Source organism: Halobacillus sp. B29 (assembly GCF_052246755.1).
In the GTDB taxonomy this organism is placed as follows: Bacteria; Bacillota; Bacilli; order Bacillales; family Halobacillaceae; genus Halobacillus; species Halobacillus halophilus.
The window spans coordinates 106245-122487 of the sequence record NZ_JBQQCM010000004.1 but is presented as its reverse complement, the minus strand read 5'-3'; the positions used below and the strand labels follow the sequence as shown (position 1 = coordinate 122487).

Annotated in this window: 16 protein-coding genes; 9 read left to right on the top strand and 7 right to left on the bottom strand. The window is 43.4% G+C overall.

Annotation, left to right across the window (positions count from 1 at the left end):
- The first annotated feature begins 106 nt into the window (after positions 1 to 106).
- The 4 genes from ACTWP7_RS06850 to moaA all read left to right on the top strand — a co-directional run bounded on the left by ACTWP7_RS06850 (position 107) and on the right by moaA (position 2936).
- Positions 107 to 244, top strand: coding sequence for a hypothetical protein (locus ACTWP7_RS06850; RefSeq protein ID WP_443122537.1), 138 nt, complete (start codon positions 107 to 109; stop codon positions 242 to 244).
- A gap of 108 nt (positions 245 to 352) precedes the next feature.
- Entirely contained in the window at positions 353 to 487 is a 135-nt protein-coding gene (locus tag ACTWP7_RS06845; RefSeq protein WP_443122536.1) for a hypothetical protein, read from the top strand.
- A 152-nt stretch (positions 488 to 639) separates the two neighbouring features.
- Positions 640 to 1902: a molybdopterin molybdotransferase MoeA gene (locus ACTWP7_RS06840; RefSeq protein ID WP_443122535.1), complete on the top strand. Its 1263-nt coding sequence runs from the start codon at positions 640 to 642 to the stop codon at positions 1900 to 1902.
- Positions 1903 to 1925: 23 nt separating this feature from the next.
- A complete protein-coding gene (moaA, locus tag ACTWP7_RS06835) occupies positions 1926 to 2936 on the top strand; it encodes a GTP 3',8-cyclase MoaA (protein ID WP_443122534.1) in 1011 nt (336 codons plus the stop codon).
- 1064 nt (positions 2937 to 4000) lie between these two features.
- Here moaA and ACTWP7_RS06830 read toward each other — a convergent pair.
- Positions 4001 to 5035, bottom strand: a complete 1035-nt coding sequence (locus tag ACTWP7_RS06830) for a zinc-binding dehydrogenase (RefSeq protein ID WP_443122533.1) — start codon at positions 5033 to 5035, stop codon at positions 4001 to 4003.
- Positions 5036 to 5282: 247 nt separating this feature from the next.
- On the opposite strand from ACTWP7_RS06830, the gene ACTWP7_RS06825 reads away from it, so the two are divergent.
- Positions 5283 to 5708 (top strand): YwpF-like family protein, encoded by a 426-nt coding sequence (locus ACTWP7_RS06825; protein ID WP_443122532.1) that lies wholly within the window; start codon positions 5283 to 5285, stop codon positions 5706 to 5708.
- Positions 5709 to 5845: 137 nt separating this feature from the next.
- Positions 5846 to 7204, top strand: a complete 1359-nt coding sequence (locus ACTWP7_RS06820; protein WP_014643000.1) for a TrkH family potassium uptake protein — start codon at positions 5846 to 5848, stop codon at positions 7202 to 7204.
- Positions 7205 to 7298: 94 nt separating this feature from the next.
- On the opposite strand, the gene ACTWP7_RS06815 is transcribed toward ACTWP7_RS06820, so the two are convergent.
- Both ACTWP7_RS06815 and ACTWP7_RS06810 read right to left on the bottom strand, forming a co-directional pair.
- On the bottom strand, positions 7299 to 7430 hold the full coding sequence (locus ACTWP7_RS06815; protein WP_087946066.1) for a YjcZ family sporulation protein: 132 nt from the start codon (positions 7428 to 7430) through the stop codon (positions 7299 to 7301).
- A gap of 77 nt (positions 7431 to 7507) precedes the next feature.
- A complete protein-coding gene (locus ACTWP7_RS06810; RefSeq protein ID WP_443122531.1) occupies positions 7508 to 7714 on the bottom strand; it encodes a hypothetical protein in 207 nt (68 codons plus the stop codon).
- Between the two features lie 280 nt (positions 7715 to 7994).
- On the opposite strand from ACTWP7_RS06810, the gene ACTWP7_RS06805 reads away from it, so the two are divergent.
- The 3 genes from ACTWP7_RS06805 to ACTWP7_RS06795 are packed head-to-tail and all read left to right on the top strand — an operon-like array spanning position 7995 to position 11796.
- Complete coding sequence (locus ACTWP7_RS06805) at positions 7995 to 9479, top strand: phytoene desaturase family protein (RefSeq protein ID WP_443122530.1); 1485 nt, start codon at positions 7995 to 7997, stop codon at positions 9477 to 9479.
- Positions 9476 to 10957, top strand: coding sequence for a phytoene desaturase family protein (locus ACTWP7_RS06800; RefSeq protein ID WP_443122529.1), 1482 nt, complete (start codon positions 9476 to 9478; stop codon positions 10955 to 10957). The genes ACTWP7_RS06805 and ACTWP7_RS06800 overlap by 4 nt, the downstream gene beginning before the upstream one ends.
- Positions 10958 to 10959: 2 nt before the next feature.
- Complete coding sequence (locus tag ACTWP7_RS06795; protein ID WP_443122528.1) at positions 10960 to 11796, top strand: phytoene/squalene synthase family protein; 837 nt, start codon at positions 10960 to 10962, stop codon at positions 11794 to 11796.
- A 325-nt stretch (positions 11797 to 12121) separates the two neighbouring features.
- Here ACTWP7_RS06795 and ACTWP7_RS06790 read toward each other — a convergent pair whose 3' ends face one another.
- From ACTWP7_RS06790 to ACTWP7_RS06775, 4 genes are read right to left on the bottom strand one after another with little or no spacing between them, the layout of a single operon-like run.
- The gene (locus tag ACTWP7_RS06790) at positions 12122 to 13585 is read right to left on the bottom strand and encodes a phytoene desaturase family protein (RefSeq protein WP_443122527.1); all 1464 of its coding nucleotides are present in this window, start codon (positions 13583 to 13585) and stop codon (positions 12122 to 12124) included.
- A complete protein-coding gene (locus tag ACTWP7_RS06785; protein WP_443122526.1) occupies positions 13582 to 14691 on the bottom strand; it encodes a glycosyltransferase in 1110 nt (369 codons plus the stop codon). The genes ACTWP7_RS06790 and ACTWP7_RS06785 overlap by 4 nt, the downstream gene beginning before the upstream one ends.
- Positions 14692 to 14709: 18 nt before the next feature.
- The gene (locus ACTWP7_RS06780; protein ID WP_443122525.1) at positions 14710 to 15366 is read right to left on the bottom strand and encodes a lysophospholipid acyltransferase family protein; all 657 of its coding nucleotides are present in this window, start codon (positions 15364 to 15366) and stop codon (positions 14710 to 14712) included.
- A complete protein-coding gene (locus ACTWP7_RS06775; protein ID WP_443122524.1) occupies positions 15353 to 16120 on the bottom strand; it encodes a carotenoid biosynthesis protein in 768 nt (255 codons plus the stop codon). The genes ACTWP7_RS06780 and ACTWP7_RS06775 overlap by 14 nt, the downstream gene beginning before the upstream one ends.
- Positions 16121 to 16243: the final 123 nt, after the last annotated feature.

Genomic DNA, 16243 nt, shown 5'->3' with positions numbered 1-16243 from the left:
TTTGCTAAAAACGAAGCCACAGGGGACCTGTGGTTTTTTATTATGCTATCAAAGAGTAATTTTACTCTTTTGATATAAATATACACTAATATAGGAGGTGGAAAACATGACGATCCATTTGTTTATTTTTAAAATTCAAGTAAGTAGACGCCAGGAAGAGAATTACGCGCCACTGCCCGGATACCATCCGTCTGCAGAAGAGCAATGGCTTGACAGGAAATCCTCATTTATCCATTACATGTAAATTAAAAAGGAGTGAAAGATTATGAGCAGCACACTAAGGATGGAATTTATGGATTGGTTAAACGACGAGAAGGATACCGCTTAGTTACGTAGTATTGGAGGGGTAAACATGCGGATCAACGTGCTTATTTTTACGATTTATATCCAAAAGCTGGACCGGGCAGAACGTGAAAGGTCAGTCCAAAGGTCGAAAGCAATTGAAGAACAAATTAATCAAACAAAATTAAAATATACTTCATTATAAGGTGCACTCCCCCAGTCATTTTGGCTGGGGGAGTGTCATTTTTTACGGTATTACGGGATTTAAGATGCTAAACCTTTGAAAAAAACTGTCAAATCCGTTAAGGTCAGGAAAAGATGTTCTGCAGAAATTTTATACAGAAAGGCTTTGTTGACATGAGTTTACATAGAAAACCTATGCCTGTACCGGATGCAGTGAATTCGGTAATGAACTATAAAAAGAAGGCGGAGGGTGAAATTCTTCCTCTCGAGTTTTGCGATAACCGCACATTGGCAGAAGATATCGTAGCTACACACCCGGTTCCTCCTTTTAATAAATCGCCCTATGACGGTTTTGCATTACGTTCCGAAGATACAGAAGGGCTATCAAAGGAAAAAAGCGGTCAGTTTCGGGTAACGGAAACGGTAGGGGCCGGCCATCGCGCCAGTCGGCCAATAAAGGAAGGAGAAGCCGTTCGTATTATGACGGGCGCAGAAATTCCTTCAGGTGCCGACTGCGTAGCTATGTTCGAGATATGTCAGACGTACGAACAGGATGGCCAGTCCTGGATGTCTTTAAAGCGTCCTATGGAAGTAAATCAGAATATTATCCAACAAGGATCGGAAACCAAAGAAAGTGACGTGTTGGTAGAAGCAGGCACGAAGGTTAACCCAGGAGTAAAAGCTCTGCTTGCCACATTTGGCTATAGCGATGTGAATGTATATAAAAAGCCGGTTATAGGCGTGTTCGCCACCGGAACTGAATTACTGGATGTTGATGAGCCTCTAGAGCTTGGGAAGATACGGAATTCCAACGCCTACATGATTGTTTCTCAAGTGAAGCGTGCAGGTGGAGAAGCTCATTATTTTGGAAAGCTGGAAGATGACTTTGATGTTTGTTATCAATCTGTATCTCAAGCTTTAGATAAGGTGGATGTATTAATTACGACGGGCGGCGTATCGGTCGGAGATTATGATTTAATGCCTGATATTTATGAGAAATTAGAAGCGGACGTGTTATTTAATAAGGTAGCCATGAGACCAGGAAGTGTGACGACGGTAGCTTCTTACCAGGGGAAATTGTTGTTTGGATTATCAGGGAACCCTTCCGCCTGCTATGTAGGGTTTGAGCTGTTTACTTATCCCATTATTCTTTCCTTTTTAGGGCGATCTGAACCCTTTCATCAACGGATTCAAGCTACATTAGGAAAAGATTTTAAAAAGCCCAACCCTTTTACCAGATTTGTGCGAGGATGCTTACGATACCAGGAGGGGAGGGTGGTCGTTGAACCGGTCGGTATGGATAAGTCCGCCGTGGTTTCTTCGCTTGCCCATACTAATGTGCTCATTATGCTGCCGGGAGGCACGAGGGGTTATGAAAAAGGGGACGACGTGGAAGCCCTATTACTAGAAGATCAGACAGGACGACAGAGCTTCTGATAAGACACAGAAGGAGTGAAGGTATGACCGATTATGTATTAGACCAGCATGAACGACCGATGAAGGATTTACGAATCTCTGTTATTGATAAATGTAATTTTAGATGTACGTACTGTATGCCGGCCGAAATTTTCGGTGATGATTATAAATTTATGCCAAAAGACGAGCTTCTAAGTTTCGATGAAATCATTCGGCTTGTTCAAATCTTTTCGAAATTTGGAGTCGAGAAGATCCGTCTAACGGGAGGAGAGCCTCTGATGAGGAAGGATCTTCATGAACTGGTGGCAAGATTACACGAGATAGATGGGATTAAGGACATTGCCGTAACAACTAATGCCGTATTCCTCGTTAAACAGGCGAAAAAACTCAAAGAAGCGGGTCTTAATCGTGTGAACGTAAGTCTTGATGCCATTGAAGACGAAGTCTTTCAGCAGACGAACGGCAGAGGGATTAAAACCAGTCCCGTACTTAAAGGAATAGAAGCCGCCAGGGATGCAGGGCTTGAAATAAAGATCAACATGGTTGTGAAAAAAGGTATGAACGAGAGTCAGATTCTTCCGATGGCACGTTACTTCAAGGAAACAGGTGACACGCTTCGGTTTATTGAATTCATGGACGTAGGAAATCATAACGGTTGGAATATGGGTTCTGTCATTTCTAAAAAAGAGATTATTGAAGAAATTAATCAGGAATTGCCTTTAGTGCCGCTTGACGCGAATTATTTTGGAGAAGTAGCTTCCAGGTATCGTTATGAAGGAAGCGAGGCAGAGATTGGAGTGATCTCGTCAGTTACAGACGCTTTTTGCAGCAGCTGCACGCGAGTACGTCTTTCAGCAGATGGAAAGCTGTTCACCTGTCTCTTTGCTTCAGAAGGTCATGATATTCGTGAGTTGCTGAGAGGCGGGGAGCCGGATGAAGCGATTATTTCCAATCTTATAAAAATATGGACGAGAAGAGATGACCAATATTCGATTGACCGCGCTAATGGAAAACCAACGAAGAAGAAAATTGAAATGTCGTATATCGGCGGCTGAAAAAAGCCGGATACCCTCGCGCTGGGTATCCGGCTTTTTACTAGGATTTGCAAAACATTTTTATAGACTTTAAGTAAGATAGATCTTCCGCTACAGGGCCGAATAGTTGAAGGCTCAGTTTCGAGATATTTTATGAGAGGAAAGGTCCTGCGGGGGATAATTCGCTTTCCGCGGCCCTGCACGACGCAGGGTCGTTCGACGTTGCCACAGGACGTAGCGGTCTTAGTCGAACATTCCTTGTGCTGAGCCTCCTCGAGCTAAAGCTCTCCGGGGTCTCACCGATCATGTTCATCCTGTTCTTACACTTTATTTTGTCTTATTCAAATATCAGGACATAAACGACAAGGAGAGCTATCCAGCTCCAGCACCTAGCGTCTAGTGAGACTTCCCTCGCTTCTGTACGATAAGGCAACATCGAATCGCTACGCTCTTCGTGTTTTCTTTATCTCCGCCAGCTCAGTCCAGTCCATACGCCGCTGAGCAAGGTGCTTCCGCTTTTAACCTAGGAGTCTACATCGTCCCCCTCCGGACCTTGCCCAATCAGAAGCTCGAAATCACTTTATACATTACCTCCGTGTTGAGGCATTAGACCATATGGTTTCTACCTATTCCCAGGGTGTGAAGACCCGCAAAGCCTGTCATAAAAGCATTTAATCCAGATTAAGCAGCAGGATCTTTCTTTTTTAGAAGGGTCCGTTCACAACATTATAGTAGGGCTGGTGGGGAAATGGCGAGACTCCCATGGGAGAAGGGACTAGGTGAGATCCCGCAGGGAGTGAAACGAGCGAGGAAGCTTACCGTTCCCCCATAGGAAAGTGTTCAAATGTGGCATCACCCCGCAAGACACGACCAGCATAAGCCGAGCATCAAAAGGACGGTGGTCTTTCCGTCCGTTGATGAACGGCTTATGTCTCGAGTGTCTGGGTGATAGAACAAGACGAGTTATTTCCCCACCAGACCTCTTCCACATAAAGTAACGGACCTAATTTATCTCGACTCTGAGTCTTCTAGTATCGGGAGTTTTACTTGAAGATTGTACATCGTGGATTTACCCGAGTTTCTTACTATGGAATCAAAACAATCTTTCCGGTTTTTCCGGCTTGCTTAAAGTAAGTTTGTGCTTCTCTTGCTTCTTCCAAAGGAAACGTCCGGTCAATCACGGGTTTAATTTTGCCTTCTGAAATGGCTTGAAGCATGCGCTTGAACTCGGATCTTGTTCCCAGTACGGATCCATAGAGAGTAATATGTTTCAAGTAGAGCGTTCGAAAGTCCAATTCTGTCTTCTGACCACCGGCAGATCCAGAAGTACAGAATTTCCCGCCTTTTTTCAATACTTCCAGAGAAGTAGAAAACAAAGCGTCTCCCACAACATCCACTACAGAATCGATCGGTCCCCCGTTTGCCTCCAGGATTTCTTCGGCCAGCCGCTCAGAACGATAAGAGAGTACGTGGTCTGCACCAAGTTCTTTCAATCTTTCTTCCAATGCTAAGTCGCCTACAATGGCGATAACTTTGGCACCAAATACTTGAGAAGCAATTTGCACATTTAATGAACCAACGCCTCCATTGGCTCCTGTTACCATTATCGTTTCTCCAGGCTGTACCTGCAGCTGTTCGATCATGTGCCATGCTGTCATGCCACTGACGGAGAACACGGCACTATCCGTGTAGTCAGATAAGGGCATGTCAAAGCAAAGCTCTGCCGGCCACACGACGTACTCCGCATATCCTCCATCGTATTCTGAGCCAATGAAAGACATATCTTCCGCTATATGTTCCTTACCTTCGTCTCCGCTTGAAGTAAAAGGGAAAACCACGACATCTCTGCCAATCATATGCTGATCTACTTCGCTGCCTGCCTTTTCAATGGTACCTGTTATATCGGAACCGGGTATTCGAGGAAATTGAACACCTTCCGGGCGCCAGCCGGATTTGCCTCCAGTTCCGTACGCGCCTTCTCTCATCCAAATTTCGGTATTGTTAATCGCGCAGGCTTTCACTTTAATTAAAACCTCGTTACTTTTCGGCTCCGGAATATCTCTTTCCACTACTTCTAATTGATCGACATCCCCATATCCAGTAACTTGAACTGCTTTCATCACACTATTACCTCCCAGTTTGTATTCTTAGCTTGTCTCTTTTAGCTTACACGGAATTGAGCAGTTCATCCAATCTGCGAGTTTGGTTGGCTAATCAGCCTTACTATTGCACCTGCACGCTGCACAGTCTTTCTTAATCAAACCATAGGCTGATTCAAACTTTATCTGGTAAAATGATTCAGCCTTTGCTCAAATCGTAACCGTCCTCTATAATAAAGGTAATATGTGTTTGCGGAGGGGAGTTTCCATGAAAACCTTTAAATTAATTTCTTTGGATATCATAGAAGAGAAAGATGAAGATATTACACAAAGACGGATTAAACTGCTGGATGGGCTCATTATTAACCGTGAAGACGATCATGGACGGTGGATTATAGAAGCGTATGTGGATCAAAGCTACCAGGATTTCTTCCAAACCATGTGCAACAACCAGGAGGAAATTATGGTACAGGTGAAAATTACAAAACCTAGTAATCAGCCAGCTACGTTTCTAGTGACACCGATTGATACAAATGTAATTGGGGACCACATCAATGTTATTTTTATGGGGTCGATCGTGAATCGCCAGCAGGAGCAAATTGAGAAGACACTCCGGCAGCTTATGGATGAAGGATACCAGAATGAAGAACTGCTGGCTGCTTTCAAGAAAAAAGCGGAAGAAGCCTCTTCGTAAACCCGCTCCAGTTCTCCTTACATAGGAACGCGGGCGAAAAAATTAAATCAGGTAAAGAAAATCTTAAATTACCCTGCTATAATAGGAATGGTGTTCAATCATTAAGTCGGAAACAGCATGGTTAAAGGAGATATCGTATGTGGGTGAGAAGAAAGAGCCTGCGCTGGCTGAATGAATTATCGCCATTTCAATTAATTGCCATATATTATCTAATTGCGGTGACCATTTCATCTATACTAATTGCTTTACCTGTAGCCCATAAACCGGGTGTAAAACTGGATTTCATAGACGTGTTATTTACAGCCGTCAGCGCCGTGAGTGTAACAGGTCTAACGACGGTCCCGACGGCGGAGACGTTTAGTACAACCGGGGTATTTATTTTAGCGTTAGTATTACAGTTTGGCGGAATTGGAGTTATGACACTCGGCACGTTGATCTGGCTTGTCCTAGGGAAAAAAATAGGCTTAAAAGAACGACGTCTTATTATGACAGACCAAAACCGGACTTCCTTCCAAGGAATGGTCCAAATGGTCAAGGAAATCGTGCTCGTGGTACTTCTCATTGAATTTATCGGTTTTTTAACCCTTGGGACGTATTACCTTCAGTACTATGATCCTGGCGAAGCTTATTTACAAGGCTTTTTTGGAGCCATTAGTGCTATGACAAACGGTGGTTTTGATATCACCGGACAATCACTCATTCCATTTAAGGATGACTATTTTGTCCAATTTATTAATATGATTTTAATTATTGCAGGAGCCATCGGATTTCCTGTACTCATTGAAGTCAAGCAGTATTTATTTAACAACAATGATGTAAAAACGATTCGTTTTTCATTATTTGCAAAATTAACCACGTTCACTTTTTTTGTGCTTGTTCTGCTGGGAACGGGTATGATTATTCTTCTGGAGTTTAATCATTTCTTTGCCGGCAAAGACTGGCATGAAGTATTTTTCTATGCTTTGTTTCAGTCGGTCACGACAAGAAGTGGCGGTCTTTCAACCATGGATATTAATCAGTTTACAGAACAGACCCAGCTATTTATGTCCTCGTTAATGTTTATCGGGGCATCTCCAAGCAGTGTTGGAGGAGGAATACGGACAACTACCTTTGCGCTAGTTGTCATATTCATTTTAACCTTCGCCCGAGGCGGCAGCCGGATTCGTTTGTTTAGAAGAGAGGTTCATAACGAAGATTTAAACAGAGCCGTTGTGGTCATGATGATGGCCTTGCTGCTTTGCTTTATTGCTTTAATGGCTTTATCGATCAGTGAACCGTTTACTTTAAATGAACTTCTGTTCGAAGTGTGTTCTGCGTTTGGAACAGTGGGGCTTTCTTTAGGTATTACACCGGGCATGACTACATTTGGGAAATTTGTATTAATGCTTCTCATGTTCCTTGGGAGAATCGGTATATTGACTTTCTTGTTCTCTTTCCAAAAGGACAGAACAAAAGGGGATTACCATTATCCGAAAGAGAGGTTAATCATTGGTTAAATCAAAAAAAGCTCAGCCATTAGGCTGCGCTTTTTTTTGATCGAATTGATCTATCTTCCCGAGATCTGTATCTAAGGAAGATCATTTTTTTACATTAGCAGTAAAATGCTGCACCAACGATTACCAATAGAATGAACAATACGACGATCAAGGCAAAGTTGTTACCATAACCAGCTCCACCATATCTTCCGCAACGTCTTCCGCCGTAAGGATAGCCTCCGTACATAAGCTCACCTCCTGTTGTTTACATACTCAGCGTATGCAGGAGGCGGCATATGTGTATGGTTATTCACCTAGTGAGGATTAATTCATAAAGGTAGAAGGAGCTAATTTTATAATTTTGCTCTTTTGGTGAAGGAATTCTTTTTGGGAATCGTTCAAGGCTTGTTCACTGCATTCAATCTCTTCACACCAGTGGTTCAACTGCTCATTGATCAACCTTTTCTGATCAGGAGAAGATGTTGCGTGAGAAGGGAAATAGGGTCCTGAAATTCTTTGATTAGCGTACATCACCATCAGCCTCCTTGCTTGCTTATTATTTGCGAATCTTAAGAAATTATGAAGGAGTCTTAGGATTAGCGGCGAAAACAATCATTTACATACCATCGCCAGGTGATGTTCTTCCTATGGGTTTTTCATAAATAATAACGGATTGCGCAAGGAATTTAATCTTCAGTAAGACGAAAGAAGGGCTTTGAGCACATCGAATAAAGGATATTATTCGTTTGCCGCGTAGATATTTTGTATAATGATTTTAGATTAGCCGTTATATAGAGAGAAGGTGGGCGCGATGAAGAAAGTGGCAGTGATAGGAGCAGGACCTGGAGGATTAGCTTCGGCTATGATCCTCGCTTCAAAAGGTTACGATGTGCATGTATTTGAGAAACAACCATTCGTCGGAGGAAGAAATGGTCATTTTTCTTTAGGTGACTATACATTCGATATAGGTCCGACCTTTTTGAGTATGCCTCATATCGTTGAGGAATTATTTGAAATGTCCGGCAGAAATGCTCATGACTATATGGATTTAATCGAACTTGCACCGATGTATGAGCTGCAATTCGATGGGAAGCGGGTGCCAATGTACCGCGATCGCTTGAAAATGCTGAACGTGATCTCCAAGCATTTCCCAGGCAATGAAAAAGGCTACGTCCGCTTTATGAACGATACGAGAAAGAAAATGGATGCCCTGCTTCCATTACTCCAGACGCGCCATAACAAACTGACCGATTATGTAAGTCTCCGGGCTTTGAAAGCACTTCCTAAGCTATCCCTCGGAAAGTCGGTTTATCAAGTATTATCCGATTACTTTACAGATGAAAAATTAAAAATCGCTTTTACGTTTCAGGCCAAGTATCTAGGCATGTCGCCCTGGGAATGTCCGGGAGCCTTTTCGATTCTTTCTTATATGGAACATGAGTATGGAGTCTTTCATCCGAAAGGCGGAGTCAACCAGCTTTCCAAGTCGATGGCAAAAGTGACAGAGGAACATGGAGGACAGATTCACCTGGGGAACGGCGTCCGCAAATTTAAAACAGAGGGTAAAAAAGTCGTTGGTATTGAACTTGAATCCGGAGAAGAATTTGAAGCGGACGAGGTCATCGTAAATGCTGATTTCGCGAATGCCATGAGTCATATGGTGGAGGGGAATGAGCTGAAGAAATACTCTGAGAAAAATCTGTCTAAGAAAAAATATTCCTGTTCCACGTTTATGATCTATGTTGGATTGGATAAACTTTATGATCAGATGCCTCATCACACGATTCTCTTCGCGGAAGATTATAAGAAAAATGTTGATGAAATGACGAAAGATCTTGTTCTATCCGACGAACCGTCGATTTATATTCATAACGCAAGTGTGACAGACGATACATTAGCACCAGAGGGTCATTCGGCTGTTTACATCTTAGCCCCTGTCCCGAACAATTATTCTGAAATCGACTGGGATGAAAAGCAGGAAACGTTTAAAAATCTTATTCTTGATGAGCTTGAAAGTAAAACTGGATTCCATGACATTCGTGATCATATTGTGACAGAAAAAGTGTTAACACCTAAACAGTGGCAGACGGATCACTTTGTTCACAAAGGTGCTACGTTCAGCCTGGGACATCAGCTTTCTCAAATGATGTATTTCCGGCCCCACAACCGCTTTCAGGAATTAGACCACTGCTGGCTAGTCGGCGGCGGCACTCATCCAGGAAGCGGACTTCCAACCATCCTTGAATCAGCCAGGATAACAACAGGGTGGATCAGAGAGGAGGCGGAAACTTCATGAAGCAAACCCAAACGGCTATTGTAGGGGGCGGAGTTGGCGGTTTAGTAACAGCCCTGCTTCTTTCCAAAGAAAAGGAAAGGAAAATTACCATCTTTGAAAAGAACGATTATCTTGGTGGGCGTCTGACCTATGAAAGAAATGGGCCTTACAAAATTGACCAGGGGCCGACCATCGTTCTGCTGCCGGAAATGCTTCTCAGTATATTGGAAGAAGGCGGTTTTGAACGAAAAGATATTCCGCTCATTGCCTGTGATCCACTTTATGATATCCGGTTTAAAGACGGAAGTACGTTTACTAAATATTCGGATCCTGAACAGCAAAAGCAGGAATTGAAAGCCAAATTCCCTGGAAGTGAGAAACAGTTTGATCGGTTTCTTATGGATATGAAAATTCGTTTTCTGCGAGGGAAATCTCAATTTTTAGAGCAATCCTTTGTAAACAAACGCCGTTTTTTCTCCGGGCAGAATATCAAAACATTGATACAGCTGAAAGCTTATCAAAACGTTAAGAAGATGATGAGAAGCTATTTTGCAGACGAACAGCTGGTGGAAGCTTATACATTGCAGACTCTTTATATTGGGGGGCACCCGGAGCAGTCTCCGGCAATGTATTCGCTGGTATCATACAGCGAACATGAACACGGGATCTGGTATATGAAAGGCGGATATGCCCACCTGGTCGATTTGATTGTCGAGCGTCTGAAAGAACGAGGGGTAGAGATTCACACCGGTGCCGAAGTCAAACAGCTTCATACATCGCACTCTAAGGTGAAGTCTATTACAGCAGGTGATAAAGAGGTCGAGGTAGATGAACTTATATTGAATGGGGATTTTCCTACCATGGATCGATTGCTACCTGAGGAACGGCAGCACAAACGGAATTATACCCCTTCATCCGGCTGCCTGCTTCTATACATGGGACTGGATAAGATCTATCCGAATCAGACGATCCATCAATTTTTCATGTCTTCCAACTTTGACGAGCATATGAAGCAGGTATTTGATACGAAAGAGCTGCCTGTTGATCCTTCTTTTTACACATTTCATCCCTCGATCGTTGATGATTCATTAGCGCCTGATGGAAAAGGGGTTCTTTATACCTTAATACCTGTGCCCGCGGGGGACGACGTGGACTGGAGTAAAAAGGATCAATTAATTGACCACGTGCTTCAGCAGATGGAAGAAAGAGGTTTTCCGGAATTAAGAAAACATATGAACTGGATGAAGGTGAGGACACCGGAAGAAGCCAAAAAAGATGGTCTTTATGGAGGTGGCAGCTTCGGTATTGCTCCAACCCTCTTTCAGTCAGGCGTCTTCCGTCCTCAGCTAAAGCCGTATTCTCTTTCGAATCTATACGCGGTTGGAGCCTCGATTCACCCTGGAGGAGGCATCCCCATAGTCATGCAGGGAGCTAAGCTGCTAGCGGATCATTTGCAAAATGGTTCTGAAGAAAGGCATAATTATAAGCGAGGTGTTTAGAGATGATGGACTTGAATCATGCTTATGACCATTGCAAAAACATAATAGAGAAACATTCCAAAACCTTCTCGAAAGCTTTCGCCATGCTCCCTAAACATCAGAAGAGGGCTGTATGGGCCATTTATGCCTTTTGTCGAAGGGCAGATGACATTGTGGATGAAGGGGAAAATCCGAAAGAAGAGCTGGAAGCATTTGCTGTAGAGTTTGATCTTTTTATGGAGGGCAGGCTTGAAACCGAAGACCCATGCTGGATTGCTCTCCAGGATGCTTTTGAACGTTTTCCTCTTGATCCGGAGCCTTTTTATGAGATGATTGTCGGTCAGCGCATGGACTTATATCCGAAAACGATTGATACAAAAGACGATCTCCTTCATTATTGCTATCATGTCGCAAGTACGGTGGGGCTTATGCTTCTGCCTGTGCTTGCCCCCGGTAAAGTCTCCAGAGTTAAAACAGGTGCCATTGAACTTGGGTATGCTATGCAGATCACCAATATCCTGAGGGATATCGGAGAAGATCTGGATAATAATCGCATTTATATCCCTGAACAGATGATGATCGAATATGGTTATACACGTTCAGATCTTCATAACAAGAAGGTAAATGAAGCATTTATACAGCTCTGGGAAGATTTAGCCCAGGATGCTGAGCACTACTACCGGAATGCATTAGCTACTCTGCCGGAATACCCTCTTTATTCAAGAACTCCTGTAGGAGGAGCTGCGAAAATGTATCGGGCCATCATCCAAACAGTGAGAAATAACGATTATCAGGTCTTTGGGAAGCGAAACTACGTATCTGATCAAATGAAAAAGCAGATTATTGCTGAAATGCAATAATCTGCTTTTTTTCTGGCTCTATTAAACTTCTGTGGTGATAATTACGTTAAGCTCCCGTTTCTTTAAGGCACAGTTTCGAGATATTGATTATGAGGAAGATCCTCCTGGGGAGGATTCGCTTTCCGGCCCTGCACGACGCAGGAGCGTTCGACCTTACGTCGTGTAGGGCAAGGCCATAGGAAAGCGAGTTATTTCCCCACCAGGCCACCTCCTCATCTTGTGACGAACCCAATTCATCTTGAAACTGACTCTTACAGATAACGGCTCTATTGCGTAATAAGTCTCTTATGAAAAATCAATAATAAATTTTAACAGAGTCTTTTTCCTATTCGGGATGAACAATTTTGCCGAGGATCTGGTTGGCTACGTTTTGACCACTGAGAACGACCATTGGAGAGCCGCCTCCCGGGTGGGTACTGCCTCCGCAGAAGTACAAATTGCTGAAATCCTGAGACTGATTGAATGGTCTCATAAACGCCTGGAGCCGGCGGTTGGAGGAAGGACCGTAAAGGGAACCACGATATGCACCGAAGCGGCTTTCAATTTCCTCAGGACCGATCACTTTTTCGAAAGATACGTGGTTTCCAATCGGGAGCCCGGCGTGCGCTAAATCCTCATAAATCTTCTCTTTATACCATTCCCGGTCTATTTCAGTTGAAGAGGCAAGAGCAGGGGCGTTAACCAGGATGAAACAATTGTCTCCTTCAGAAGAAAGAGTCGAGTCCGACTTAGCAGACGTCCCGATATAGATGGTAGGCTCTTCTGCATAGTGGCCATCTTTTAAACTTAAAAATTCCTTTTCGTAATTTCTGGAAAAAAGAACATGGTGGTGATGTAATCCCGGCAAAGTGGTGTCCAGTCCAGCCATAATAACGAAAGCAGATATAGATGGATCGAAGGAACGGAGCTTTTTATCAGATAATGAGGTTCGCTTATCATTGTCGATTAATTCCGGAACGGATTGTAATAGGTCTCCATTCACAATCACATAGTCCGCTTCGTAAGTATGGCCTCCAGCCACCACGCCAGTGGCCTGTTTGTTATGGGTTAAGATTTTTTCCACACGTGTCCCCTTATATAACTGAGCTCCCTGCTTTTCTCCAGCTTTCGCCATGTTTTCTGCGATCTTCGTATTTCCGCCCGGGACGTAGTAAACTCCGTCATTTAATTCCAGGTGAGCAATCATGGCAAATGTAGCTGGAGTAACGTAGGGATTCGAGCCTACATAGGTAGAATAACGGTTAAGAGATTGAATGATGCCGGGGTGAGAAAAATATCTTCTGAAAAAATGATCCATTGACTCAAGCGGCCTCACCTGGGCAAAACCTTTAGCCAGGGAAGAAGAGAGGTAATCCTTCCACCCGGAAAAGGTCCGATGAAGAAAATATTCTTTTGATAAATGAAACAGGCGTTCAATTTCCAGTAAAAAGGCGTCATAGTTCTGATAGCCTTTTTCATCCAGACGGTAGAGCTGTTGCTTCATATATTGCCGGTCTGAGGACAGATCAAAGATTGTGCCATCCTTAAACTGGTTTCTTGTATGATGAGTAAGTTTAGTAAAGGAGAGTTCTTTTTCTAAACCGCCCTGCCGAAGGACATCTTGAAATACCTCTGGCATGGTGATGGTATTTGGCCCGAAATCGAAATGATAGCCTGCTTCATTGACAGGCATCATCTTCCCGCCAAAATGATCGTTCTTTTCGAAAAGGTTAACTTCAGCTCCGGCTTTGGCCAGGGTGACAGCCGCCGAAAGCCCACCTAAGCCGCCGCCAACTATAGCAACTTTCATTCGTAAGACCTTCCTTTCCACTGATAGGATTTTCCCCTGATATGTACCGTCATGGAGGAAATCATAATTAAAATAAGCAAAACGATCGACACAGGGATGAAAAAGGACAGCCATAATGGATGACCTGTGCGAGCATCGACATACATTTTAAAGGATACGGTTAATAAGTAGGGGAGCACATACAGCCAGCTACCTTCTACAAAAGCCACAGCGATAAATCCGAATGGTACAAGAAATAAGAGAGTATAAAGCAGTGATAAGATAACCACCAGCGCCGCTGATCGTCCTAATCCGGTATAGATGTTTTTCTGGAAGCCAGCCCACGTTTCTTTAGGATGATGGTACATATAGGAAAGGACGGAAGGTGTAATATTGGCAAGCACCATTTTATAGCCGTGCTTTTTCATTTCCCTGCTGATATGCACGTCCTCTACGAGCGATCCTTTAACGGACTCATGTCCGCCGATCGCTTCATAGGCGTTCCGTTCCACCATAATAAAAATCCCACACGCCGCTGTGAATATCGGTTGTTTTGTGAAGTTAGCCACAGCAAGCGGCAGGTGAAGCTGCACGACCATGTGCTGAAGCGGTACCAGCATATGACTTAGGAAATGGTCGTTTGGGTAATGAGGGAAGCCGCTTAGCATCGAAGCTCCATGTTTTTCCATCGTGGCAAGGGTCTGCTGGATAATCGACGGTGCGACGCGCGCGTCGGCATCCAGAAATAAATAGTAGTCCCCGCTTGCTAACTCGGAGAGCTGATAACAGGCATGAACTTTTCCATTCCAGTCATCCGGCAGTTCTTTCCCTTGATGCACCTTAAAACGTGGATCATTTCTCGTTTCATTCAAGAGCTTCTTGTATGTTTTATCTTCTGAATGGTCATCCAGAAAAATCACCTCTAGCGAAGGGTAGCTCAAGCTATTAATGGAGTTCATCAACCCCTCCACGTTTTCCTCTTCGTTTCTTAAAGGAATGAGAAGGGAGACACGGGGCTCTTTTTTTAAACGTTCAGCTGAAGATAAAGGCAGTAAGAAAAGGCTGTTTAGGATCGTCCACAGATTGAGAAGAACCGTTATCATCAGGACAATGGTAAAAAAGGTCATGGTATCTCTTCCTTTCTGCTACATGGTTCTAAACGATTGATGATCTTCCTGTATAATCGTTTCACGCAGCTGATCCAGTTGTTCGGTGGATCGTTCTTCAAAATAACGCGTCATTTCTTTTCTGTTTAAAGAAGCATACGTTTCGCGATCCAGTGGCTGCCCCACCTTAATGTAGACGTTTGGTTTTTTAGTATGTTCAAACGAATAGTAAATGGAAATCGGAACGACAGGGACGGTGGGACACTTCTTAGCTATGTAGGCAACACCTGTGAAAAACTCAAGCGGTCGTTTTTCCAGGTGCTGTTCCTCACCTTGAGGGAAAATCCACACTGTACTGCCTTGTTCAAGCAGCGCTTTACTGTAATTCAACGATTGAAGCAGATGGCGGCGATCATTGGTGTTGATGGAAAAAGCACCAATCCGGCGGAAAAAGGGAAAGCGCCTGATACCGTCCTCGTGCATCATCCCATACCCGTCGGACTGAATGATCTCTTTATTCAAATGATAAATCATCAATGGGTCCCACCACGTAGAATGATTAATTAAAAATAGAGCAGGCCCATCAGGCAGGGCAGAATAGGATACATTAATATGCTTAAACTGTGACTTCAATAAAAAGCGATTAAATCTGGAAAAACCCCATTCAATGAATGAATTCTTTTTAGCTTTCAGCATAGCCTTTCTTCCTCCAAAAATAAATGATATACCATAGTGCGGCAAGAGAACCTACTAGAACAGGAGCGCCAACTAGTCCTCCGCTGATGGCCATGATACAGAACATACCAATGATTAATCCAAAGGTTAGGGACATCCTGGACGGCCAAAGGGAAGAATGAGAGACTCTAGCCGGGCTCCATAGTATAAATATGGCGTGAAAAAAAGCTGCGAGGATAAACCAGCCCATGAAATTTGAAAAAGGGATATCGTAGTAAACTCCAGGCTCCTGCCAAATCCAATATTCTTTGACTTTATACGATACCGGATCTAGGATTAAATCCATCGTAACAGCGAGAAGTCCTCCCGTAATAATAAAAGAAACATAACGGAAGAAACCGTTCCATTTCTCCGTAATCCCCCGCGCCAATTCATGAGAACAGCCGATAATCAGCATCCACGCAAACCCGATGGTTACAGGCGTATCGAAGATCTTTAATCCGAAATTCTGGTTATAATCATAGGAGCCAAACAGAAAATTGTAAGCTACTCCTAGGTGTTCGACGTATATACTGACAACGATAATAAATAAACTATAAAGCACGCCTCCAGCTGCCCCGTACATACGCATAAAATAAATAATGGCAATCACGCCTGCAGTAATTAAAAATACACTGTTGGCCCACTCCAGCCAGGGCGGAAGTAAGTCGAATGTAAGTAAAATAACGCCGCATATGTACCAGAAAATGAAGAAGCGATAAATGATTGTGTCCATCTGTTCACCCTGCTCTCGAATTAAAAAGTTATGTATTATAAAGTATTTTCTATCTAATCATACCTCAAAGGATAGGAGGTTAAACAGAAAGAAGTCCTATGGAATATGCCATAGGACTTTAAC